The organism is Algoriphagus lacus (assembly GCF_003583985.1).
GTDB lineage: Bacteria > Bacteroidota > Bacteroidia > Cytophagales > Cyclobacteriaceae > Algoriphagus > Algoriphagus lacus.
Genome location: NZ_QXML01000001.1, coordinates 329,447 through 354,019 on the forward strand (window position 1 = coordinate 329,447; position 24,573 = coordinate 354,019).

Genomic DNA, 24,573 nt, shown 5'->3' on the forward strand with positions numbered 1-24,573 from the left:
GAAATGAGGAAAATCTGGGTACTTGGGATTTTGGTGCTTTTAGGCGGATGCAAAAGCATGGGCTCGGCTTCAGTATCTGGACCTGAGGCATTTTCCAATTATCAGGAAAACCTGACGGGATCCCTTCCTGAATATCCTGATTTTCAAGTTTCCACTCAGGAAGCTAAATCCGTAGCACCCTCCACCTCTGTTCAATCCGTTGATTCAAGTTTGGATGAAGTGCAAAAAAGACTGACCGAGAAGAATAAGTCGGAGCCGTATTTCAACGGGTATACCGTGTTAGTTTATTCAGGAATCGACCGAAATCAGGCATTCAGAACTAGGGATGAGATTGCTTCTTATTTTCCGGAGATTTCTCCCGAAATGCAGTACCAAGAACCTCGGTATTTAGTCAAAATCGGAAGGTTTGCTTATAAGTTTGAAGCACAAAAAAGCTTTTCCCGAATCAAAACAATGTTTCCCACTGCCCGAATTGTTCAGGATCGCTTCCAGCGCAAAGAGTACGTGGCACCGCAGCTAAATCCAAATGCTCAAGGACAAAATTAAATCCCTGGCCCAGGCCTACAAGAAGGAAGTCATCGCCAATCGGAGACACCTACATGCCAATCCTGAGCTTTCCTTCAAAGAATTCAAAACAGCTGAATTTGTAGAAGGTAAACTCAGGGAAATCGGAATTTCTGAAATTGAAAAAAAAGCCACCACGGGTTGGTCGGCACTGATCAAAGGTAAAAATCCTGAAAAAAAGGTCGTTGCTCTTCGGGCAGACATGGATGCCCTTCCCATCATCGAGGCAAACGATGTTCCCTACAAATCCCAAAATCCAGGTGTCATGCATGCATGCGGGCACGATGCCCACACGGCTTCCCTTTTGGGTGCAGCAAAAATCCTGAATGAAGTCAAAGATCAATTTGAGGGAACAATCAAGCTCATTTTCCAACCGGGAGAGGAATTGGTTCCAGGTGGAGCTTCATTGATGATCAAGGATAAAGTGCTGGAAAATCCCCGTCCGAATGCAATCCTTGGCCAACATGTAATGCCGATGATTCCTGCTGGAAAAGTGGGTTTTCGCCCGGGATTGTACATGGCGAGCACTGATGAGCTATATATTACAGTTACTGGAAAAGGGGGGCACGGCGCCATGCCGGAGACCTTCATTGATCCTGTACTTATTGCTTCGCACATGATTGTAGCGCTGCAGCAGATTGTGAGCCGGGTAGCCAATCCGAAAATTCCTTCTGTCCTTTCGTTTGGACGGGTGGAGGCTTTGGGTGCCACCAATGTGATTCCAAATGAAGTAAAAATTCAAGGCACTTTCCGAACGCTGGATGAAGCCTGGAGAGCAAAAGCCCATGAGAAAATGCTTCAAATCGCGCAGGGTATTGTCGAAGGAATGGGAGGTCGCCTGGACTTTGAAATCCGAAAAGGCTATCCTTTCCTTAAAAATGAGCCAGAACTGACTGCCCGATCCATGGAAGCAGCCAGGGAATATCTGGGTGAAGAAAATGTACTGGACTTGGATATTTGGATGGCAGCTGAGGATTTCGCCTTTTTTTCTCAGGAAATCGACGGCTGCTTCTATCGCCTAGGTACCCGAAATGAAGCTCGTGGTATCGTATCGGGTGTGCATACTCCGACTTTTGACATTGAGGAAGATGCGCTCGAGATAGGTGCCGGCTTGATGGCTTGGTTGGCGGTGTCTGAACTTGCTAAAGGATAATCTTCCCTTAACCTCTAAAAATCAGCGAAGGACTATCTTCGCTTTTTTATTTACAAATCATGAAATCGAGCATTTTCCTTTGCCATCTGAATTAGGATTTATATAGCATGCGAGATTCCATGTGGCCATATGAAAATCAATTATCAACACATGAAAAGAATACAAACCCTCACTTTTACCCTCTTCTTTAGCCTTTTGGTTTCTCAGGCATTTGCCTGGGGACAAATCGGGCACTACCTGATTGGTTTTATGGCTGAAAAGCAAATGAAAAAATCAACCCGAAAAAAGGTAGAAAGAGTACTGTATCCGATGTCTTTGGGACGAAGCGGAACTTGGATGGACGAAATCAGATCAGACAAGAGCTTTGACTATGCCACCACATGGCATTACCTCAACAGTAAAAACGGAGAGTATAACCCGTCGACTCAGGAAAAAGGCGGAGATGCCTATGAGGCAATTCAACGGATTAAAGCTGAGCTGAAAGCAGGAGGTCTAGATCCAAAAACGGAATCCGAAAAACTCAAAATGCTGATCCACATGGTGGAGGATATCCATCAACCCTTGCACGTTGGGACTGGAGATGATCGCGGTGGAAATGATGTGAAGATTGAGTTTTTCAATCAACCAACCAACCTTCATGCACTTTGGGACAGTGGAATGATAGACCGTCAGGGTATGAGCTATTCCGAAATCGGAACAGAACTTTACAGAAGATTGACTCCCGAAATGCAGGCCAAATACCGGGCAGCGACAATGGAAGATTGGCTCAAGGAGGCTGTCAGCTATCGACCGATGGTTTACAACCTTCCAGAAAACAAAAAGATCAGTTACCAGTACATGTACGAAAATTACAGTATTGCTGAAGAGCGGATGATCGCCGCAAGCGTTAGACTGGCGCAGATACTAGAGGAGATTTATCCTTGAAAACCAGAATCTTTTCAATAACGGCTTTTGTCTCTTAGGATGACGGAAGCCGTTTTTTTATTTTCAAGCCAAACGATTCCCTTATGTCTGTCAAACTTGCTATCGCGGAAGACAACAGCTTTTTGCTCAAAGCTATTTTGGATAAACTCGCCCTTTTTTCCGATTTGGAAGTGAAGTTTCACGCCTATAATGGGCAGGAACTCATGGATAAACTTGAAAAAGATTCCAATGTCCATCTCATTTTAATGGATATCGAGATGCCCAAAATGAATGGAATTGAGGCTGTGGAATTAATTTCTCAGAAGTATCCTCAAATCAAAAACATCATGTTGACGGTGTTTGATGACGATGAAAATATCTTTCGGGCGATTCAGGCAGGAGCCAATGGGTATTTTCTGAAGGAAGTAGATCCCCTAACTCTCCACCAGGGCATCTTGGATACCCTGGATGGCGGTGCGGCAATGACTCCCTCCATTGCGATGAAAGCTCTCAAGCTTCTTCGTAATCCTCCCAAGTTTGAAGAAACCAAAGAGGAAATCAATTTGACTGCTCGGGAAATCGATATTCTGGAGCAAACTTCCAAAGGGTTGAATTACAATCAGATCGGGGAAAACCTATTTATTTCTCCGAAAACAGTGAGGAAGCACTTGGAAAACATTTATGGAAAACTTCATGTCCATAATAAAATGGAGGCCGTGAATAAGGCAGTCAGAAACCGGATTATTGAAGGTTAGACAATCAGGAATTTAGAGTGAAAAATGTGGGAGAAAGTATTACTTAATGCTCTTTTCAAATTCCTTTTTCGCCCCATCCAAAAACTCTATAAAGGCCGCGATATCCGTATTGTATCCTCTTGGTTTGGCCACAAGTCGCTCATTATGATCAAGAATGACATAATAGGGCTGTGCGTTGTTGTTGAACCGGGTGATCTGGAAATCAGCGTTTTGCTTGCCTAGCGTTTTTTTCAGCTTGCCATCATAGCTCGAGGTGTACCATTCGCTTTCCGGCAGTTCCAGTCGTTCGTCGATATAGAGGGCCACCATGACAAAGTCTTCCTTCAATCGCTTCAATACTTGTGGATCCACCCACACATTTTCCTCCATCTTTCGGCAATTGACACAGCCGTGGCCGGTAAAGTCAATCAGAAGAGGTTTTCCTTCCCGCTTGGCTGCAGCCAAAGCTTGTTCGTAATCAAAGTAGCCGGGAATTCCATGTGGAATCTTTAACCGATCCGCATACTTGATCACTTCATCGGAAGTGATCACAGATTCTTCAGAGGTAATTCCCTCCTCAAGCTTAAACTGCTGTGTAGTAATCGGAGGCAAATAGCCACTGAGAATTTTGAGTGGGGCTCCCCAAAGCCCAGGAATCATGTGTACCACAAAAGTAAAGGTCAGCAATGCCAGAAGTAAGCGTGGTACGCCAATATGCTCCAACTTGGAATCGTGAGGCAAGCGGATTTTTCCCAATAGGTAAAGTCCCAGAGCCGAGAAAATCACGATCCAGATGGCTAGGAAGATATCCCGATCCAAAATACCCCAATGGTAAACGAGATCAGCTATGGAAAGGAATTTGAAGGCCAAAGCCAATTCCAAAAAGCCCAAAACGACTTTGACTGTATTTAACCAACCCCCGGACTTTGGCAATCGCTGCATCCACTCTGGGAAAATGGCGAAAAGTGTAAATGGGATCGCAAATGCCAACCCAAAGGAAAACATTCCCATGATTGGTTTGACCAATTCACCTCCAGCGGAGGAAATCAGGATCGATCCCACAATTGGTCCGGTGCAAGAGAATGAAACCAACACCAGTGTGAAGGCCATAAAGAATACACCACCCAATCCTCCTTTTTCGGCTTTGGCGTCGATTTTATTCACAAAGCTCGATGGAAGAGTCAGTTCGAACATACCCAAAAACGCCAAGGCAAACACGATAAAGATCCCAAAGAAAAACACATTCGGTATCCAGTGAGTCGCCAGCCAATTGGCAAATTCAGGGCCCTGAATCGCTGCCACGGCCGTTCCGGCAATGGTGTAAATCCCGATGATTGAAACCCCATAAATAAACGCTTGGCGGATTCCTTCCGACCGTTTTTTGGTTCGCCCGGTAAAGAAACTCACCGTCATCGGAATCATTGGAAACACGCAAGGAGTTACCAAAGCCGCCAATCCTGCTAAAAACGCCAAAACCATAAATCCCCAAACAGACTCGGATTCACCTTCTGGGGTGAAGTCCTGGGGTTCAGAAGTGGTCTCAGTTTCTGCTACTTCTAGGACAAAAGGGGAATCGGTTGAGCTTGAATCCTCGGAAATGACTTCTAATTCTTCTGAAATAGCTGGTGCAACTTCTTCGATGGTTGATTGCGGCTTAGGCGCACCTTCTTTCGCCGTAAACTTGATCTCAATGTCCTGCTCGTAATTGATGCATTGCCCGGTCAGATCGGAGCACATTTGGTATTCCAGCGAACCTTTGATTATTCCGGATGTGGTTTGGATCGTGATCGGCTGTTCAAACCGCCCTTTTCCCATAAAATAAGTGACATCCCCTTCCCAGACCTCGTCAAATTTCTTTTTGGGATTGATGGCCTTCAGTTTGGAAGCTACTGCAAAATCTCCTGATTCAGCAGGAACAAATTCGGTCAAAAGCGGTCCCAAATCCTTGTCAAAATCATTGGAATATACATACCAACCCATCGGAATCTCTGCCTCCATGACCACCGTGGCTTTTTCTCCCACTTGAAGTGCTGCCGGCTCAAGGGTAAACGTCCACTTGGGAGGCTTCACCAGTTGGGCTTGCGCAATGAAGGAGATCAAAAGAAAAACCGGAAGCAAAAGCTTACCGATTTTTTTGGAACTGGAGGTCATGAGTGATTGGGATTTACTCTGGCAAACAAGGATTTAGGTATTGGGGTTCGAATTTAGAATGAATTGGCTTGGCTTAAAGCGACTTTGATCACTTTCCGCTTAGACTTCTGAAGTGTCTAAAGAATGCCGCAATGGTCTCAATTCCGATAAAGTAGTTTTTCACTCCGTAGTGCTCATTAGGTGAGTGGAGCGCATCCGTATCCAAGCCAAAGCCGAAAAGAATCGGATCGCTGCCGAGTTCTTTTTGGAACAAAGCCACAATGGGTATCGACCCTCCTTCGCGAGTCGGGATCGGTCTTTTTCCAAATGTTTCTTCCATCGCTGCTTCTGCCGCCTGATATCCCACAGAAGAATCAGATACCACCGCAGGAGCACCTCCATGGTGTGCTTTGACTTTTACTTTGACGGATTTTGGTGCGATAGCTTTGAAATGCGCCTCGAAAAGCTGTGCGATTTCATGCCAATCCTGATCGGGCACGAGTCGCATGGAGATTTTTGCATAGGCCTTGGAAGGCAATACGGTTTTGGCTCCTTCTCCGGTATAGCCACCCCAAATGCCATTGACGTCAAGCGTTGGACGAATGCCAACCCGCTCGATGGTGGTATAGCCTTTTTCGCCATGGACATCCTCGATATCGAGTTTGCCTTTGTATTCATTGAGGTCGAAAGGCGCCTCATTCAGTCGCTGACGTTGTTGCTCAGTCAGTTCTTGGACCTTTTCGTAAAATCCAGGAATAGTAATGTGCTCGTTTTCATCCTTCATGGAGGCGATCATTTTGCACAGTACATTGATAGGATTGGCGACAGCACCGCCGTAGGTCCCGGAGTGGAGGTCCCGATTTGAACCAGTTACTTCGACTTCCATGTAGGCCATGCCGCGAAGTCCTACCGTAATGGAAGGATCCTGCATGCTAATCATGTGGGTATCGGAAATCAAAATCACATCGGCTTTCAGCCTTTCCTTGTTGGCCAAAACGAATTTGTCCAAGTTGTCCGAGCCAACCTCTTCTTCGCCTTCGATCATGAATTTGACATTGCAGGCTAATTCTCCGGAAGCCATCATTGCTTCGAACGCTTTGATGTGCATGTAGAATTGGCCTTTGTCATCGGCAGACCCTCGGGCAAAAATTGCTCCCTCAGGATGATTTGAAGTTTTTTTGATGACCGGGTCGAAAGGGGGCGAATCCCAAAGTTCGTAAGGGTCGGCGGGTTGCACGTCGTAGTGGCCATAGACCAAGACAGTTGGCAGTGCCGGATCAATGATTTTTTCGCCGTAAACGATAGGATAGCCAGCCGTTTCGCAGATTTCAGTTACATCTGCACCAGCTTTTTCCAAGGATTCTTTGACAAACTGGGCTGCCGCAAAGACGTCGTTTTTGAATTTGGGATCGGCACTAACAGAGGGGATTCGAAGCAGATCAAGGAGTTCGTTAAGGAAACGGTCTTTGTTGGAGGCGATAAAAGCAGCTACGGACATAGTTGGGTGATTGAGTTTTCTAAAGGCCTCAAAATTATTCCTTTCGGAAGGATTTGCCTAGTTTAAGCTTTGTTTTGTTGTACTCACTTATACAATCTAAAAAATGAAAGCTATTGTTTGTCGGGAATTTGGACTCCCTGAAAAATTGATTTTTGATGAGCTACCCGATCCCATTCCTGCACCTAACCAAATTCTGATAGCTGTGGAAGCCTGCGGGGTTAATTTTCCGGATGCGCTGATTATTCAAAATAAGTATCAGTTTAAGCCCGAACTTCCTTTTGCGCCAGGGGGTGAAGTGGCTGGAAAGATCATAGGATTGGGGAACCAAGTTCATGGATTCCAACTTGGGCAGCCTGTTTTGGCACTTTGCGGTTGGGGTGGATTTGCGGAAAAAGTAGCTGTTGATGCCGATCGGGTATTTCCATTACCTCCTGGCCTTTCGGCCGAAGTAGCCGCTACGACGCTTTATACCTATGGGACTTCCTACCATGCGCTAAAGGATCGGGCAAACCTTCAATCCGGAGAAACTTTGCTGGTCCTTGGTGCGGCAGGTGGAGTTGGCTTGGCAGCTGTGGAATTGGGAAAACTTATGGGAGCCAGAGTTATAGCAGCAGCTTCTTCCGAAGAAAAACTGGCTCTTTGTCAAGAAAAAGGAGCCGATCTAGCCATCAACTACGAAACCGAAGATCTCAAAACCCGAATCAAAGAACTCACTGACGGCAAAGGAGTGGATGTAGTTTATGACCCTGTAGGGGGAAAATTCACCGATTCTGCACTCCGAGGGATGGCTTGGAAAGGGCGTTACTTGATCGTCGGTTTTGCCAATGGTGAAATCCCACAAATTCCGATGAACCTTCCTTTACTTAAGGGCTGCTCGATTGTGGGTGTTTTTTGGGGACAATTTTCAAAACTGGAGGCCAAGGCGAGTTTCCAGAATATCCGACAACTCGTCACTTGGATTCAGGAAGGAAAAATCAAGCAGCATATCGGGAAAACATACAGCCTTGAGGAAGCTCCGGAAGTTTTACAGGCCATCCTAGATCGAAAGATGCTGGGGAAAGGAGTGGTGGTGATTTGATGCTGGATGTCCGATGCAAGATGGCCAATGAGTTTTTATTGCATTTACCATGAAAAACGAAAATCAGACTTTCGATTTTCATAGTAAAATGGAATTAAAAAAAGCACAAAACCCATATGGACTTTGTGCCTTTGTAATAATTGGAGCGGGTAATGAGTCTCGAACTCACGACCTTCAGCTTGGGAAGCTGACGCTCTACCAACTGAGCTACACCCGCTTGACTGATCAAATTTATTGGTTTATCAAAAGTGTAAAAATCTTGCTAAGCCTTGTGCTTTAGTGGCTAACTAAGTGGGATCTAGGGGATTCGAACCCATGACCTCTGCTCTGTCAAAGCAGCGCTCTAAACCAGCTGAGCTAAGATCCCAATTTTCAATTCAGTAGGTCAGCGAAGTTGAATTTAATTTCTTGACCTTCCCGTTATCCAACGCTACGCTCCAAACAATCTGAGCCAATATCCCAGATTGTGCTTGCGAATATAGAAAACCTTCGAGGTTTTTAAAACCTAAATGGTTTAAACAAAACTCTCCCGGACGTATTTCGCCGTGTAATTTTCCTCTTCCTTCGCCAAATCTTCGGGCGTTCCGGAAAAGGTCAAATGGCCTCCTTTGTTTCCTCCTTCAGGCCCTAGGTCAATCACCCAATCGGCAGATTTGATCACCTCGGTATTGTGCTCGATGATGATGACTGAGTGACCCTGATCGATCAGGGCATTGATGCTGTGCAGAAGTTTGCTGATGTCGTGGAAGTGAAGTCCGGTAGTGGGTTCGTCGAAGATAAAGAGGATATGATCTCCTGTTTTGGTGCCGCCTTTTCCCAGGAAAGAAGCCAGTTTCACACGCTGAGCTTCCCCGCCGGAAAGCGTGTTTGAACTTTGACCCATTCCGATATATCCCAACCCCACTTCCTGAAGGGGCTGAAGTCGATTGACGATTTGGGTTTTTCCCTTGAAAAACTCCAGTGCCTCGTCGATGGTCATGTCCAGAACTTCTGAGATGTCCTTTTCCTTGTATTTGACTTCGAGAATTTCATTTTTGAAGCGCTTGCCCTTGCAGGATTCGCAGGTCAGGTGGATGTCAGCCATGAATTGCATCTCTACAGTGATGGTGCCTTCCCCTTGACAGGCTTCGCAACGACCTCCATCTACATTAAATGAGAAAAAAGCCGGTTTGTATCCTCGCTGTTTGGATAGGGGCTGCTCGGAAAAGAGATTTCTGATCGCATCGTAAGCTTTCACATAGGTCACCGGATTGGAGCGGGAGGACTTTCCTATAGGGTCCTGGTCCACAAATTCCACCTGAGTAACCCGCTTATAATCCCCCTCGATTTTGTCGTACTTTCCGCCTTCGTCGATGACCGTTCCCAGCATTTTACCGAGAGCCGGATAAAGCACCTTTTTGACCAGTGTGGACTTACCGGAGCCGGATACACCCGTTACCACAGTCAAGGTATTGAGCGGAAATTGCACGGTTAGGTTTTTCAGGTTGTTTTCACGAGCACCTTTTACAGTGATGGAGTCCTTCCACTTTCGGTTGCCATTTTTGGTAAAAATTTTCTCTTCACCTCGAAGGTACTTAGCCGTGTAGGTGGTTCCGCTGGTAATCAGGTCTTCTATTTTTCCCTGGAAAAGCAATTCTCCACCTTTCACACCGGCATCGGGTCCGATGTCGATGATCTGATCGGAAGCTTTCATTACTTTTTCCTCGTGCTCTACCACGATGACGGTATTGCCTAAGTTTTTCAATTCTTTCAGCACTCCGATCAAGCGGTCGGTGTCCCGCGGATGGAGCCCAATGCTGGGTTCGTCGAGGATGTACATCGATCCAACGAGGGCCGAACCCAAAGAAGTCGCCAATTTGATCCGCTGATATTCTCCACCGGAAAGTGTGGAAGTCAGTCGATTCAGTGTCAAATAGCCCAATCCCACCTGATCCATAAATTCCAGTCGGCTGGTGATTTCTTTTAAAAGGCGATTGGCTACTTTGGCTTCGTGCTCTTTAAGTTGTACGTTTCGAAAGAAGCTTAAAGCATCCTCAATCGGCATCAGTACGATGTCGGTGATGGATTTTCCATCGATTTTGACGTAGCTGGCATCTTTTCGAAGGCGGGTTCCACGACAATCCGGGCATGTAGTCCTTCCTCGGAATCGGGAGAGCATCACCCGATATTGGATTTTATAGGTTTTGCTTTCGAGATCTTCGAAAAAAGCATTCAGTCCTTGGAAGTATTTGTTTCCCGTCCAGAGCAATTCCTGCTCTTTTTCGGTGAGTTCGCTGTAGGATCGGTGAATCGGAAAGTCAAACTCAATTCCTTTTTTCAATAAAGGTTCCAGCCATTGCTTGCTGGATTCTCCTCGCCAAGGAGCAATTGCTCCTTCGTAGACGGACATTTCTTTGTCCGGAATTACCAAGTCCCGATCAATGCCCAAAACATTTCCAAAGCCCTCGCAACGTTTGCATGCCCCGTAGGGGTTGTTGAAGGAGAAAAAGTTGACTGAAGGAAGCTCGAAGCTCATGCCATCCAACTCGAATCGGTCGGAAAAGGAACGGGTTTCAACATCCGGAACTGTGATTTTGCAATCGCCATGACCTTCAAAAAGGGCAGTTTGAACCGAGTCGGCAATTCGGAATTGATTGTCCTCGTCGTCTTTTCGGACGGTCGCCCTGTCGATCAATATTTCATAAGAGCCTTTGGGCACTTTCTTTTCTCCCAAAAGATCTTCCACAAAGTAAACCTCCCCATCTATGAGGATTCGGGTATACCCTTTTTGAAGCAAAAGCTCCAGTTCTTGTTCGATTTTTCGGCCACGACCGATTTGAAGCGGGCAGGAAACCATCACTTTAGCTCCCTCTTCAAATGAAAGCACATAATCCACAATGTCCGTTACCGTGTGGTGTTTGACTTCTTTACCGGAGACCGGAGAATAAGTTTTTCCAATTCTAGAATAGAGCAGTTTTAGGTAATCGTAGATCTCAGTAGTGGTTCCGACTGTGGATCTTGGATTTTTTGTACTGACTTTTTGCTGAATAGCGATCGCAGGAGCCACCCCCTTGATGTATTCCACATCCGGTTTTTCCATCCTTCCGAGGAATTGGCGGGCATAGGAACTCAAACTTTCCACGTACATCCGCTGTCCCTCGGCAAAAAGTGTATCAAAAGCCAAAGAGGATTTTCCCGACCCCGAAAGGCCTGTGATGACAATAAATTTATTTCTGGGAATCGCCACGCTCAGGCTTTTCAGGTTATTGACCCGGGCGTTTTTGATGATGATGAACTCTTTGGGATCGAGGGAGTCGATGTCGATTTTAGCGGGTAAAGTGCTTAAAGTCATAGCTGGCAAAGTTAACAATCAAACCCTGCAAGTGGGAGAAAAGTTGGGAAAGTTGTCTTCCTTCTTTCACTGCAAAGCCGATCGGGAGGGGAAGAAAAATTGCCCACTGAGTCTAGAAGGTTACTTTTCCCTTCAAGGCTCAAAACCAGTTTATAAGGGAAACCAAAGGTTAAACCCTTTGTGTTACTCGGCGTTCTTGGTGCCTAAGAAACAAATCCCTTACTTCGAATATGGATTTTCAATTTCTTCTGGATGGATTTGCTCAAGGCCTCCAAAATATGACTTGGCTGGAAGGGGTGGCCGTGTGTTTTGGAATCGCTTCAGTATTTTACTCTATGCGGGAGCATATTTGGGTGTATCCGACAGGCATTGTTTCCACCTTGATTTATGTTTGGATTTGCTTTCAATATAAGCTGTATGCCGACATGGGCATCAATGCTTATTATTTCATCATGTCAATCTACGGCTGGTACGTTTGGACTCATCCAAAAGAAAATCAGGATATTCTCCCAACTACTTGGATGAACGGAAAGGAATGGGGGTATTCAATTCTGCTATTTGGGATTTCGTATCCAGTCTTGGTCTACCTTTTAATTTATTTTACAGACAGTGATGTTCCTTATTGGGATTCATTTACCACAGCATCTGCATTTGTCGGCATGTGGCTGATGGCTAAAAAGAAGGTTGAAAACTGGATATTCTGGATTCTTACTGACTTGGTTTCAGTGCCGCTTTATTTTTACAAAGGGCTGGTTTTAACCTCTTTCCAGTTTTTGTTCTTTACGGTTTTGGCCACAATTGGTCTTTTTGCCTGGATAAAATCTTCCAAAGCCTATGCAGATGCCTAAGCGGATTTTGATTTTGGGCCCGGAGTCCACAGGGAAAAGCACCTTGGCTGAAGACCTATCCCATCACTTTGGCGAGCCTTGGGTTCCCGAGTTTGCTAGGGAATATCTGGATAAAATCAACCGGCCGTATCAATACGAAGACTTGGCAGAAATCGGAAAAGGGCAGGTTTTATTAGAAGATCAATTGGCCGGAAAGGCCGAGAAATACCTTTTTTGCGATACCGATCTCCGAGTTATCCACATTTGGTCGGAGCATCGTTTTGGGAAAACGGATCTTTGGGTTTTAGAGGAAATTGATCTTAGAACGTATGATTTGATTTTGTTGACTGATACCGATCTTCCTTGGGAACCCGATCCATTAAGGGAGTACCCTGAGTTAGAGATGCGGCAGTATTTTTTTGAAAAGTATAAAAGATTGGCATTGGAAAGTGGATTTCCATTTTTGATCGTATCCGGAGATCGGGTCAAGCGGCTAAATACTGCCGTGGAGGCTGTGGAAAAGTTGGGTGATTAATTAAACCATCCAGGTTTACAAAACCTGGATGGTTTGTTCCAATTGTGGATAACCTATTTTTTATCCAAAGAATGTTTGGTAATGAATTGATAAGTGGCATCAAAAGCTTTCACCCAATTTTGATGCAGAAGGAAAGCGTGAACTTCATCAGGAAACACCAATTGTTCCACGTCAACTCCTTGTTTTCGAAGTACTTCAGCCAGTTCCACACTTTCTGAAAACAGCACATTCCGGTCATCGTCTCCGTGAATTAGGAGTACAGGATCTACCCACTTATCCACATAGGCCATTGGTGAAGATTTAAAGGCAAGTTCGGCCATTTTCGGAAACTTCTCCGGAGCATACCATGGAGCAAAAACAGGGATATCATTGTTCCAATTGTGCACGCCATGGATGTCTACGCCGACGTGGAATTTTTCAGGCGCTTGGGACAGCGCATGTGCTGTCAAATATCCTCCATAGCTTCCTCCCCAAGGAGCAATTCTCGATGCGTCCACATCTGATCTTCCCGCTAGGAAATCTGCTGCAGCCATAACGTCCTGAACTTCACTCGCCCCTCCTGCTCCGTAGTTTTCCTCTTCACGAAAATCCATTCCATATCCAATCCCACTACGGTAATTGATCGTCAAAGCAATGTAGCCTTGAGAGGCGAAAAACTGCTGTGCTCCATAGGTATGGGAATAATAAAGCCCATAGTTGTAGCCTAGGAGCATCTGCCGACGGCTGCCTCCGTGGATAAAAATTACTGCCGGATATTTCTTTTTTGGGTCGTAATTGGCTGGTAAGAAAAGTTGTGCTGAGGTCTCAAAACCGTCTTTTGCTTTGATTTTCACTGCTTCAGGCTTACTGAATGTTTTTGCAAAATTGCCAGGGAATAAGGTTTCTGCCAGCATTTTCTTTTGTCCATACGTTTGTATCATCGGCCAGCCAGGGCGATTCCAGTTGGATTCCAACCACGCAAGACCATTTTCGATTCGGACTGGAGCCCAGTTTATACTATTAGGATCAGAAAGAAGTTCAAGTTCAAATGTGGATAAGTCCAGACGGGATACCTGACGGCGGTCTATATTTCCGATATTATGAGTCACCAATAGTTCATTTTTGGTGAACGAACTTTGTACCCATTCAACCTGTCCTTCCCCCGGTGTGAGGTGGCGGACCTCTTTGGTTTTGGGGTTTACTGCATAGAGTTGCATCCAGTTGTTCTTTTCCCATGGGAAGACCAAAGAACCATTGGGTGTCCACCAAAGTCGTTCGCTGATAGCAGGCAGGTCATCCACCATGACCGAACCACGACCCTGATCGGCTTTCCAAACTTCCTCTGCTTTCAAGGTAGCAATATCCAACAATCGAATGCTCCAGGGATTGGCGGCTTTAATGGAGGTAAAAGGCAAAAGATTTAGGATGTTTGGAATTCGTAGGTAAGCTAATTTTTTCCCATCTGGGCTCCAGGTAGGATAGGAATCAAAGTCCAAGCTTGATTCGGCATAAGTCAATTGTTTTTTCTCCAAATCCCAAAGCCCTACAAAAGAATGATCGGTTCGTCCGGAGACAAATGCCAGATATTTTCCATCCGGCGAAAAAGATAGCATGGAAGCGTTTCCTCTCGCAGTGAAAAGTTGCTTTACTGAATCCGTCGTATCGGACGCAGCTTTCAGATATACAGATCCACCAATCAGGTAAGCGACCTGTTCTCCATTGGGGCTGAAAACAGGGGACATTCCAGGTGAAAACCACCTGGTTTTTCCTGAATCAATATCCAAACTGTAGATTTTTTTGTCGGTATTTTCTTGGAGTTGGGCAGGATTGGCAGCTTGACCGGCTGAGTTTCGGCTATTTCCGCGAACAAAAAGCAGGGTCTTTCCATTGGGGGAAAAAACTACAGGTCCAAGATCTACCCCAATGTCGCCTTTATAATCTGTCAGTTTTTGGGCGGTATAATCCGGCGCTTTTGCATAAAACACATTTCGCTCTCCTTTGTCATTAAATACCCATGCCACGGCTTTTCCATCAGGAGCTGCGGTCATGTAGGTTGGAAATGGTGCCGAAATGTAGTCAGCCACCGATTGAGCATTGACCTGAATTGACAGCAGAATCAAGAATGAGGCAAAAAGGAATTTTCTCATAAGGACGGGGTTTGGTAAAAGGTACAAATTCCACTTTATTTCCAAAAAGTAATTCTAATGGATAGGTCTATTCGGTATAGGGTTTTGCTGTTTTTGGCAGTCAATTTTTGGGTTCTCCCAATCTTTTCCCAAGAAAAAAAGGTGGTATTCATCATTTTAGACGGGATTCCAGCCGATTTAGTGGAGCGGGTGAACACCCCTAATCTGGACAGGATAGCGGCTGAAGGAGGATATACCCGGGCTTTCACCGGAGGAAAAAGGGGAGGTTATTCCGAAACTCCGACCATATCAGCGGTTGGATACAATAGTCTGATCACTGGCACTTGGGCCAATAAGCATAATGTATGGGGAAATGGGATCGAGGAGCCGAATTACAACTACTGGACGATTTTCAGGTTTTTGAAGGAAGCCAGGCCTGAAGCGAAAACGGCGATTTTTTCAACCTGGTTGGACAATCGGACCAAGCTGATTGGAGAAGGATTGTCGGAATCCGGTCATCTGGAACTCGACTATCATTTTGATGGCTTTGAACTCGATACGATCACTTATCCACAAGACAAGGACAAGCGATACATTTTAAATATCGACAATCTGGTTTCTTACGAAGCCGCACACTATTTGAAAACTTCCGGTCCGGATCTTAGCTGGGTTTACTTGGAATACACAGATGACATTGCACATCGGTTTGGAGATAGTCGGGAGATGGATCATGCGGTTCAGATCGCCGATGAGCAAGTCGGGAGAATCTGGGAAGCGGTTGAATACCGAATGAAAAATCGGAAAGAAGACTGGTTGATTTTCATCACCACGGATCATGGTCGCACTCTTGAAGATGGCAAAGATCACGGAGGGCAATCTGATCGGGAGCGCGAAATCTGGATGGTAACCAATGCCGGGAACCTCAATTTCTATTTCCAAAATGAGAAGCCTGCGATGGTGGATATCCTACCAACGATTTCGCGATTTATGGGTCTGAAAATTCCGCAGGAGCAAGAAATGGAGTTGGACGGAGTGCCCTTGATTGGACCAATTTCAATCACTCAGGCGGAGTTGAGCGAAACAGAGACCGAAATCATCCTGACTTGGAAGCCGATGGAGGACCAGGGAAAAGTCGAAATATGGATGAGCAGGGACAATAAATTCAAGACAACGGGTCAACCCGATTCCTATTCCTTGTTGGGTGAGGTGGAGATTTCATCTGGAGAATTTCGGATCCAAAAAAATCAACTGACTGACGATTGGGCGAAGTTTCTGCTAAAAGGGAGGATGAATACATTGAACTTGTGGACAGGAAAGGATTGAGAATTAGCCAGATGTTGCAGGTTTTAAATCTGGACCTTTGTAATTTGACCCTTCTCCATTTCCCCAAATCTTTTAACCTGAAACCCATGAAGAAGCCCCTCCTGATCTTATTTTTTGGTGCAATTATCTGTTTGAATTCTTTTGCACAACTCTCCCAGCAAGCCCGGGACAGCATCAACCGACTCAGTTCTGAAGATCATCAATTGATGATGAAACGATTGGGAATTACTTCACTTCGGCCCGGACCTTCGGGAAATCCAAGCGCACCAAATGCAGCAAATTCGGACGAGAGCAAAGCTTCTCCTTATACCGGTCTCCCGGATCCGCTGATTTTTGAAGATGGCTCTACCGTGAAAAACGCGATGGATTGGGAAAAGAGAAAGGCAGAAATCGCAGGACATTTTGACGAAGAAATCTACGGTCAACTTCCCAAAAATATTCCAGGGGTTACTTGGTTGGTTATTCAGGAGCGGGACAGCCTGATCGGAGATTTTCCGGTTAAAGTCAAATACCTGAAAGGACAGGTGGACAATTCTGGCTTTCCGGCGATTGAAGTTGCGATTGATCTCACAGTTACCACTCCGGCGACTTCTTCCAAGCCGGTTTCGATGGTTTTGGAATTCGGATGGAATTTTCCGGCTGGTTTTCAGCGTCCCGCACAAGTCGGACCTTCCTGGCAAGAGCAAGTGCTTGCCCAAGGATGGGGCTTTGCGATTATTATTCCGACAAGTTTTCAGGCGGATAGCGGCGCAGGACTTCGGGCAGGAATCATCGGCTTGGTAAACAAAGGGGAACCGAGAAAACTGAATGATTGGGGAACACTTCGAGCTTGGGCTTGGGGGGCAAGTCGAGCCATGGATTATCTGGAAACCGACCCAAATGTGGACAGCAAGAGGGTTGTAATTGAAGGACTCAGTCGATATGGAAAAGCAGCATTGGTTGCGATGGTCGATGAACCCAGATTTGCAATGGGATTGATAGGTTCGTCAGGTGCTGGAGGAGCGAAGATCTACCGGAGAGTGTTTGGGGAACAGGTGGAAAACCTGGCTTCTTCAGGTGAATACCATTGGTTTACTCCGAATTTTATCAAATATGCCGGTCCCTTGACTCCAAATGATTTGCCCGTGGATGCACATGAAATGATTGCCCTTTGTGCGCCAAGACCAGTTTTTATCAGTGTGGGTTCCCCGGAAGTGGAGGGAAACTGGATCGATGCCAAGGGAATGTTTGTTGCCGGAGTCCATGCCAGTCCAGTGTATGAGTTGCTGGGAAAAAAGGGTCTTCCAACGAATGAATTTCCTCCCATCAAGACCAATCTCGATTCAGGAGAAATCGCGTTTCGTCAGCACGAAGGAGGCCATACCGTCGGTCCCAATTGGCCATATTTTATTGAATGGGCAAAAAGGTATTTTGGGAAGGAAATTTGAATTTCAGTTTGGTAGAGAATGAATTTTCCCCCTCAAATAAAAGATGCTGAGGATTAGTTTTTCCAATAGCAAAAAGGGTTTGGGCCAACCAAAAGAAGCTAAGCACAAGGGTTGGTTTTATCTAATTTTTCTTTCCACTACTACCTGATCATCTGTAGCCTTTCGAATAAGTTGTTCGATTTGTGGTCGACAAGCCACCCATTACTCCCTCTCTCCATGTTTCCACTATTAATCTTGGTTCCCAAGGCATTTCGGTTGGTTCTTCCAGCCATAATGTTTGGGTCATTTTGCTTTGATGCCACTCTCCATTTTTTGGATTTTGATAAGGGAAATGGGTAGTTATGATCAATTTGTTTTCCTGCCATTTTGTGCTTGAAACAAGTGGTTTTTCATTGCGGCCCATATTTACAGAATTTTCAGTAACGGAACCATCAAGTGCATATCGATAGGTGATTAAGGGCTGGACTTCTCTGGGAACGAATACGACCCGCTCTATTTCTAAATAATCGGCTCGGTGAAGAATGGAAATTTTTTCACCCCATCCGCTACCCAAGGAGGCTACTTTTGGCTTTTCCCCCCGATTAATAACGGACACTGTATTTAAGTCAGCAGTGGACCAACTTCCTGAAAAATCAGGGTTAGGCAGTGAAACAGAGCGGGTTTCGGCAGCTGCCCGATCGGTTCTTGAATAGGTCGGAATAAGACTACCTGAACCTGCAGGAGGAGGAAAGTAGGGGTCGGCTGCATTGGCGCTTGCAGCAACTCTCGGATGTTGGATCAGGGATTTTTCATACTCATGTACGATCGAATCCATGATTCCAATTACCCAAGGGTAAAAATCTTTCACATCAATTTCTTCTTGTGGATCCACCCGAAGGTCAAATAGTCTGACAAGATTGTCTGGTTCTGGATCGGGGATTTCGGTTTTAAAGTTGTACCATAACTTCCAGTCCCGCCATTTAACGGCCATCATATTGCCGCTTCGATTCATAATTAGAGTACTCTCCCGATTCGAGGTTTTTTGAGTCCCGGCTAAAAATGGTAGCTGATTTACTCCATCTAGGATCCGGTCAGTTGTAAGATTGCTGGGCACTCCCGCAGCAGCTGAGATCGTGGCAAACAAGTCGACTTCATGTACAATTTCATTTGAAACCTGTCCCGCCGGAATACGTCCTGGCCAGCGCATAACAAATGGTGTACGAACTCCCCCTTCCATGGCCGAATTATAATAGCCACGCCAAGGTCCGGAAGATCCTCTCCAGGGACGTCTCATCTCTGCACCATTGTCGGAGCACCAAATCACAATGGTATTTTTTTCTATGCCCAATCTCTTTAGCTCGGCTAATATCAAGCCCACATTGTAATCTACATCAGCCATTGAATCTCCCATATCTCCTGCTCCGGTAGTTCCGGATTTGTCGGGATGTGGCAAAGCTGGAAAATGAAGTTGTGTCATAGGGTAATACAGAAAGAACGGGGTTCCTTTTTCCGAATTTTTTCTGATAAAGTTAACCCCTCTCTCAGCTGCCTCACGGTCGATCGTACGTCTCGCCTCCAAATCAAAAGGCTTTACTTTCTTTGCTGTTTGTCCTGCTACACCTTCCCACACGTAGGGGGCTTCCTGTGTTTTCGGAAAACCTTTCATGGAAGTAAATTGAGAAAGATGGCTGGTGGCTGGGATTCCATACCATTCGTCAAACCCTTGATCAGTAGGTTCACGCTTGCCGAGCCATTGATTTCCGCCGAGATCCCATTTGCCAAAAAGTGCAGTCGCATATCCAACTGATTTGAGGTTTTCCGCTAGGGTAATTTCCCATAACGTAGTTCCAGCATAGTAATCATCTCCGGCGCGCGCTGCATAGCGACCTGTAAGTATTGCAATCCTTGAAGGAGTGCAGGAATACTCAACATTGAAGTTGGTTAAGCGAATACCTTCTTTGCCCAAATTGTCAATATGAGGAGTCGGTACCCCACGAACACCGCCATAAGAATTTACCTCCCCCATTCCTATGTTGTCCGGAAAAATCAATACAATGTTTGGCCGGTTTTGCGAATAGGCAGGGAGAAAAGCGAGTAGAAATATACCCACTAAGGCCAGAGGCTTGATTTTATTGTAGAGGATATCTGAATTCAGCATTGACTTATGGTTTTGTTCGGGATGCTTATGGAGTGAACCGATTTGCTGGAATTGAAAATACTATGATTGGATACTCTTTTTTGCCTGATTGTTCCTTGCCTCGTTATTTCCAGATCAAGGATTTGTCAATACTTGCAATCGTGGATCTACCGGTCAATGCCATGGCCATTTCAAATTCGGCTCTTAATATTTCCAAGGTTTTGGTAACACCTTCAGCTCCACCCGAAGCCAAACCAAAACAGATCGGTTTACCTACCAAAACAGCATTGGCTCCCAGAGCAATCGCTTTTAAAACATCAGTGCCTCGTCTTATTCCTCCATCCATCAAAATCGGGATTCTCTTGTTGACTCGTTCTACAATTCTTGGTAAGACTTCAATCGTTGCTGGCACAGTATCTAAATTTCTGCCACTGTGATTGGAAACGATAATGCCGGAAGCACCGATTTGAATTGCTTTTTCTGCATCATCAGGGTGTAGAATCCCTTTTAGCAAAACGGGCACTTTTGCAAAAGAAATTAACCATTCCATTTCCTTCCAGGTAAGTGGCATTTTCTGGATCATTTCCCCGTTTGCATAGGGAGCATTGACACCTTCCGGTAGTTTAAAATTTACTCTTGCCTGACGGTTTCGAGCTCCTCCAACAGGTGTATCCACGGTAATACAAAGAGCGCGGCAACCAATGGATTCCGCTTTTTGAACCAGATTTTTGGTAAATTCTTTGTCGTCTCTCACATACAATTGAAACCAAAGTGGTTCACTTGCCACTTTTTTAATTTCCTCCAAAGGGGTGGTTGTAAATGAGCTAACGACATAAATCGCTTCCGCTTTACTTGCCCCTCTGGCAGTTGCCAGTTCGCCTTCGGGATGCATGATTTTATGAAAGGCAGTTGGCGCAACTAGGATGGGATAAGGCAGTTTGTGCCCAAAAAGTGTAACCGATGTATCCAGTGTGCTGACATCGTTGAGGACATTTGGGTTTAATTTTAAAGTGTCCAAAGCCTGCCTGTTCCATCGTACTGTGAATTCATCAGCTGCACCGCTGGCCACATATTCGTAGGCCATTTTGGTCATTTTCCCTTCGGCCATTTTCTCAAAATCAAACAAATTGATGATTCCTGACAAGTCAACCGGTTCGCCGTTTATCAAAGGGAGTTGATCCTGAGCCATGGATTGACTTTGTCCCGCAAAAGGGACCATTAATCCTCCGGTTAATGCAGTGATTGTTTTGAGTAAATCCCGTCTCGATTGTTCCATTTTGGGGGAATGATTTTGAATATGGGGTAAAAGAATTTCCTCTCTCGACCTGATGAAAGTTATGGAAGAAACGCAAATCTTTTCCGCTTTCCAAAAGCTTAAAAATCAATGCTTCAGTATTGTCTCGCCATCCCTATTCATCAGCTGCAGGACAAAGGAAATCGCGGTATTTTGGTTCCAAATTGGTAAGCTTACTTTCCGCAGCTCCTATAAAATCAAATCCTCCCTAATCAAAAAAAAGAGCCGGTTTTTAGCCGGCTCCTGTGGGTTAATTCATTCCTCCCTTTCGGTTTGGAGATCTTTTGGATGGCCATTCTGTTGGTTCACCGGTTCGAGGATTGATTGGGATTCGTTGCTCTCGGGATACCAATTCAGGCTCTTCACAAGCCATATACACCAAAATTGCAGTTAGGATCACATTGCTTCTTACATCATCGAAAACGATTTTGTCATAGGTGTCCAAATTGGTGTGCCAAGTGTAATTGAAATAGCTCCAAGGTAAAGCGCTTAGATTGAAAGCAGGAACACCAGCAGCTACAAATGAAACATGGTCCGTACCGCCAGCTCCTGGATTTCCAGGGAATTCGGTTTTCAGGTCTTTCGTAATGTCTCTAGGCACTTTATTCAGCCAGCGACCGATGTACTCATAACTGTTAACATAGCCTTGGCCGGAAATGTTTGCGATTCGCCCTGTTCCGTTGTCTTGGTTAAAAAGGGCCTGAATTTTTCCAATCATCTCCGGATGATCTTCCACAAAAGCTCGGGAACCGTTCAGTCCTTGCTCCTCCGAGCCCCAATGTCCAACCAAAATGGTTCGCTTTGGATTGGGATAAACTTGCTTAAGAACACGCATCACTTCCATCATCAGAATGGTGCCGGTTCCGTTGTCAGTTGCTCCGGTTCCACCATCCCAAGAGTCAAAATGCGCGGAAAGCATTACATATTCGTCAGGCTTTTCGGTTCCTTTGATTTCTGCGATGGTATTATAGGTAGGCTGAACGCCGGTTTCTTTGGATTGGGCGTTGAGGTTGATTTGAGGCTTCTTGCCACTTTCTGCAAGTCTGAAAAGCAATCCATAATCTTCCAGGGAAATATCTACCGTTGGAACCTTCTTAGTGGATGCTGAGAAGATTTTATTTGCCCCAAAAGCGTTGGACCAATTGGAGGTAAGGATGCCCAAGGCACCGGCATTTTCAAGAGCTACCGGAAGTTGAGTTCTGTTCTTTCCTGTTGCTTGAAGTCTTTTCATCCAAGATTCATTGATTTTGGTGCGCTCGGCTCGTATTTTTTCGATGGACTCAGGAGTCCCATGCTCATCCCAGTTGTAGTCAGGACGTCCGGTAATTTGAGGCACGGAAATCATCACGTATTTGCCTTTTACTAATGGAAGCCATTTTTGAAAAGCAATTGAATCTGTGAATTCCGGAAGAACTATTACTTCGCCTTTAGCTCCACCTTCAGGGGAGGAAGGGCTCCAAGCCAGTTGAGTTCCGGCAAGGGATTTGGTCCAGGGTGCAACCATGTCGATGTGGGTGATTCCTCTTTCCCATCCTCTCCATTCTCCCCATTTTTCATTGCGGGCCAGAATGCCCCAAGATTCATAAGTGGATACAGCAAGATCATGGGCTTTTTGCATCTGAGGCGAACCTACAAGACGTGGTCCTACGCCGTCCATGATTTCGTGAGCCAACACTTCCAATTTGGAGTTTTCTGTGGCCTCTTTGATGATGGCATCGATGACTTCGTTTTGGGCCTGTACTTTGACAGATACCAAAAACAGCAGCCCGAGGCCATAGCGGTAGATTTTATTCATTGGATTTTAGTTTATGAGCTAAAAATAAATGAGGATCCCATAATCCAGTCAACCGCTTATGGATATTTGAAAAATGGTCTTACAACGGCTTCACCACCTTACAGGGGTTGCCAAAGGCCAATACATCATCCGGAATGTCCTGGGTTACCACCGAGCCTGCTCCGATGGTAACATTGTTTCCAATGGTCACTCCGGGAAAAATTACCGAATTGCCTCCTATCCAAACGTTATCCCCGATAGCCACTGGCTTGGTTGAGGTATGATACCGAGAACTTTCTCCGTCTTTGTAAATGCGATCCGCGGCTTTGAGAGGATGTGTTGCAGTGTAGATTTGGACGTAAGGAGCTATTAGGCCGTTTTTTCCAATTTTGATCTTGTTGTCGTCCAAGAATAGGCAATTGGTGTTGACAAAGGTGTTTTCTCCGATTTCGATATTGACTCCATAATCGCAAAAAAAAGGAATTTCAATCCATACCCCTTTTTCCACTTTTCCCAAAAGCTGATTCAACAGATCCTTTCTCCTTTCCAAATCCCTGCTATCACAGGTGTTGTGTTCTAAAATCAAAGCCCTTGCCCTATGGTAAAGCTCCAGCAATTCGGGATCTCGGGAGTCATAGGATTCTCCGTCCAGCATTTTTTGGTAGTTGGATTTCATGGATGAATTAAGTTGCTTTCTTAAAAGTAAAAATAAATCCTTCCCGCTTATTTGAGGAGCTTTAGGGAACTGAGTTGCAATCCGATTATCTACGCTGATTTTTATCAGTAAACGCCCTTTTTCACACTCTTTGGTAAATTTCCTTTGGCATTTCTGTGGCTTTTGGACTTACTTTAGATTCTCTTCAACCCGGAGATAGACATGAAAACCCAAACAGACCTACTTGCTTTTTTTCAGGAGATTTTGAGCAATAGATCCGATGCAAAAGCTCTTGATTGGCTCAAGGTCCAAACCGAAAAAATCAGCTCAGAAACTTCTCCAAACAAGTTTTTTCTTGCCTTTTCGCAGGCCTCGCGGTTTTTCAAAAAGGAGAATTTGGAATTAAATGAAAATGAAAAAAGTGAATTGTCTTCCCTAGTCTCAGGATTTGATCCAAGCCATTGGGACTTGCTTCAAACTGCCCGGACGTATCTTTTACTTTGTTTTCCCCAAGAAAAAAGCAGTTGGCTGGCAGCAGTCAATCAGCTTTTTGAAACTGGTGACATGCACGAGCAGCAAGCGCTCTATGCGGCTTTGCCAGTCATGCCATACCCGGAGGAATTGCTTTACCGTGCAATTGATGGTTGCCGTACCAATATGACGGTCATTTTTGATGCCATTGCACTGAACAATCCTTTTCCATCAACCTATTTCCCCGAGGCCAACTGGAATCAGTTGGTGTTGAAATCCATATTCATGCAGCGGCCGATTTACCGTATCCAAGGTCTTGACTCCAGAAGAAATCAGGCCCTGGCCGATATTGCTTCGGACTTTGCTCATGAGCGATGGGCTGCAGGAAGGCATGTTATGCCTGAATTGTGGCGATTGGTCGTGCCCTTTGTCAATGACAAATTCATGACTGACTTGAAAAAAGTCATCGAGTCGGAAGATCAACTGGAGGCAGAGGCTGGAATTTTGGCTTTGTATCAATGTGATTTCGCCCCTGCGAAACAACTGCTCCAAGCGCGATCGGAAGAAGTCATGGCAATCGAATATGGGGAAATTACCTGGGAAAAAATCGGGAAGGAATTTCAGGATAAACGCGCCTGAATCTCTCTTCAATTCA

General features: G+C 45.3%; 18 protein-coding genes and 2 tRNA genes. 10 read left to right on the forward strand and 10 right to left on the reverse strand.

Annotated features, from left to right (window positions below):
• Window positions 1-3 precede the first annotated feature (3 nt).
• The 4 genes from D0X99_RS01305 to D0X99_RS01320 all read left to right on the forward strand — a co-directional run bounded on the left by D0X99_RS01305 (window position 4) and on the right by D0X99_RS01320 (window position 3,375).
• Complete coding sequence (locus D0X99_RS01305; protein ID WP_147392172.1) at window positions 4-546, forward strand: hypothetical protein; 543 nt, start codon at window positions 4-6, stop codon at window positions 544-546.
• Entirely contained in the window at window positions 527-1,717 is a 1,191-nt protein-coding gene (locus D0X99_RS01310; RefSeq protein WP_119475838.1) for a M20 metallopeptidase family protein, read from the forward strand. The genes D0X99_RS01305 and D0X99_RS01310 overlap by 20 nt, the downstream gene beginning before the upstream one ends.
• A gap of 150 nt (window positions 1,718-1,867) precedes the next feature.
• Window positions 1,868-2,641: a S1/P1 nuclease gene (locus tag D0X99_RS01315; protein ID WP_119476372.1), complete on the forward strand. Its 774-nt coding sequence runs from the start codon at window positions 1,868-1,870 to the stop codon at window positions 2,639-2,641.
• 83 nt (window positions 2,642-2,724) lie between these two features.
• Window positions 2,725-3,375 (forward strand): response regulator transcription factor, encoded by a 651-nt coding sequence (locus tag D0X99_RS01320; protein WP_119475839.1) that lies wholly within the window; start codon window positions 2,725-2,727, stop codon window positions 3,373-3,375.
• 39 nt (window positions 3,376-3,414) lie between these two features.
• Here the strand turns inward: D0X99_RS01320 and D0X99_RS01325 are convergent, their stop codons facing one another.
• Window positions 3,415-5,505 carry a protein-disulfide reductase DsbD family protein gene (locus D0X99_RS01325; RefSeq protein ID WP_119475840.1) on the reverse strand — a complete coding sequence of 697 codons (2,091 nt, stop codon included), beginning with the start codon at window positions 5,503-5,505 and terminating at the stop codon, window positions 3,415-3,417.
• 88 nt (window positions 5,506-5,593) lie between these two features.
• Complete coding sequence (locus D0X99_RS01330; protein WP_119475841.1) at window positions 5,594-6,982, reverse strand: dipeptidase; 1,389 nt, start codon at window positions 6,980-6,982, stop codon at window positions 5,594-5,596.
• A 103-nt stretch (window positions 6,983-7,085) separates the two neighbouring features.
• Here D0X99_RS01330 and D0X99_RS01335 point away from each other — a divergent pair, with 103 nt between their 5' ends.
• Window positions 7,086-8,060 carry an NADPH:quinone oxidoreductase family protein gene (locus D0X99_RS01335; protein ID WP_119475842.1) on the forward strand — a complete coding sequence of 325 codons (975 nt, stop codon included), beginning with the start codon at window positions 7,086-7,088 and terminating at the stop codon, window positions 8,058-8,060.
• Between the two features lie 141 nt (window positions 8,061-8,201).
• Here the strand turns inward: D0X99_RS01335 and D0X99_RS01340 are convergent.
• The 3 genes from D0X99_RS01340 to uvrA form a co-directional block, all read right to left on the reverse strand.
• Window positions 8,202-8,277, reverse strand: a tRNA-Gly gene (locus D0X99_RS01340).
• 75 nt (window positions 8,278-8,352) lie between these two features.
• Window positions 8,353-8,427: transfer RNA gene (locus tag D0X99_RS01345), tRNA-Val, on the reverse strand.
• Between the two features lie 147 nt (window positions 8,428-8,574).
• The gene (gene uvrA, locus D0X99_RS01350; protein ID WP_119475843.1) at window positions 8,575-11,391 is read right to left on the reverse strand and encodes an excinuclease ABC subunit UvrA; all 2,817 of its coding nucleotides are present in this window, start codon (window positions 11,389-11,391) and stop codon (window positions 8,575-8,577) included.
• Window positions 11,392-11,621: 230 nt separating this feature from the next.
• Here uvrA and pnuC point away from each other — a divergent pair, with 230 nt between their 5' ends.
• Both pnuC and D0X99_RS01360 read left to right on the forward strand, forming a co-directional pair.
• Window positions 11,622-12,239, forward strand: coding sequence for a nicotinamide riboside transporter PnuC (pnuC, locus tag D0X99_RS01355; protein WP_119475844.1), 618 nt, complete (start codon window positions 11,622-11,624; stop codon window positions 12,237-12,239).
• Complete coding sequence (locus D0X99_RS01360) at window positions 12,232-12,753, forward strand: ATP-binding protein (protein ID WP_317133423.1); 522 nt, start codon at window positions 12,232-12,234, stop codon at window positions 12,751-12,753. Before pnuC ends, D0X99_RS01360 begins: the two co-directional genes overlap by 8 nt.
• Before the next feature lie 53 nt (window positions 12,754-12,806).
• Here D0X99_RS01360 and D0X99_RS01365 read toward each other — a convergent pair whose 3' ends face one another.
• The gene (locus D0X99_RS01365) at window positions 12,807-14,879 is read right to left on the reverse strand and encodes a S9 family peptidase (RefSeq protein WP_119475846.1); all 2,073 of its coding nucleotides are present in this window, start codon (window positions 14,877-14,879) and stop codon (window positions 12,807-12,809) included.
• Window positions 14,880-14,936: 57 nt separating this feature from the next.
• Between D0X99_RS01365 and D0X99_RS01370 the strand changes: the two genes are divergently transcribed.
• Together D0X99_RS01370 and D0X99_RS01375 are read left to right on the forward strand one after the other, a co-directional pair.
• Window positions 14,937-16,181: an alkaline phosphatase family protein gene (locus D0X99_RS01370; protein WP_119475847.1), complete on the forward strand. Its 1,245-nt coding sequence runs from the start codon at window positions 14,937-14,939 to the stop codon at window positions 16,179-16,181.
• Between the two features lie 86 nt (window positions 16,182-16,267).
• Window positions 16,268-17,608: a glucuronyl esterase domain-containing protein gene (locus D0X99_RS01375; RefSeq protein ID WP_119476373.1), complete on the forward strand. Its 1,341-nt coding sequence runs from the start codon at window positions 16,268-16,270 to the stop codon at window positions 17,606-17,608.
• A gap of 148 nt (window positions 17,609-17,756) precedes the next feature.
• Here D0X99_RS01375 and D0X99_RS01380 read toward each other — a convergent pair whose 3' ends face one another.
• The 4 genes from D0X99_RS01380 to D0X99_RS01395 form a co-directional block, all read right to left on the reverse strand.
• Entirely contained in the window at window positions 17,757-19,745 is a 1,989-nt protein-coding gene (locus D0X99_RS01380) for a sulfatase-like hydrolase/transferase (RefSeq protein WP_119475848.1), read from the reverse strand.
• A 103-nt stretch (window positions 19,746-19,848) separates the two neighbouring features.
• Window positions 19,849-21,000, reverse strand: a complete 1,152-nt coding sequence (locus tag D0X99_RS01385) for an alpha-hydroxy acid oxidase (RefSeq protein ID WP_233553619.1) — start codon at window positions 20,998-21,000, stop codon at window positions 19,849-19,851.
• Between the two features lie 268 nt (window positions 21,001-21,268).
• On the reverse strand, window positions 21,269-22,813 hold the full coding sequence (locus D0X99_RS01390; RefSeq protein WP_119475849.1) for a M20/M25/M40 family metallo-hydrolase: 1,545 nt from the start codon (window positions 22,811-22,813) through the stop codon (window positions 21,269-21,271).
• A 79-nt stretch (window positions 22,814-22,892) separates the two neighbouring features.
• Window positions 22,893-23,468 carry a sugar O-acetyltransferase gene (locus tag D0X99_RS01395; protein WP_119475850.1) on the reverse strand — a complete coding sequence of 192 codons (576 nt, stop codon included), beginning with the start codon at window positions 23,466-23,468 and terminating at the stop codon, window positions 22,893-22,895.
• A gap of 201 nt (window positions 23,469-23,669) precedes the next feature.
• Between D0X99_RS01395 and D0X99_RS01400 the strand changes: the two genes are divergently transcribed.
• Window positions 23,670-24,557, forward strand: coding sequence for an EboA domain-containing protein (locus D0X99_RS01400; protein ID WP_119475851.1), 888 nt, complete (start codon window positions 23,670-23,672; stop codon window positions 24,555-24,557).
• Window positions 24,558-24,573 lie beyond the last annotated feature (16 nt).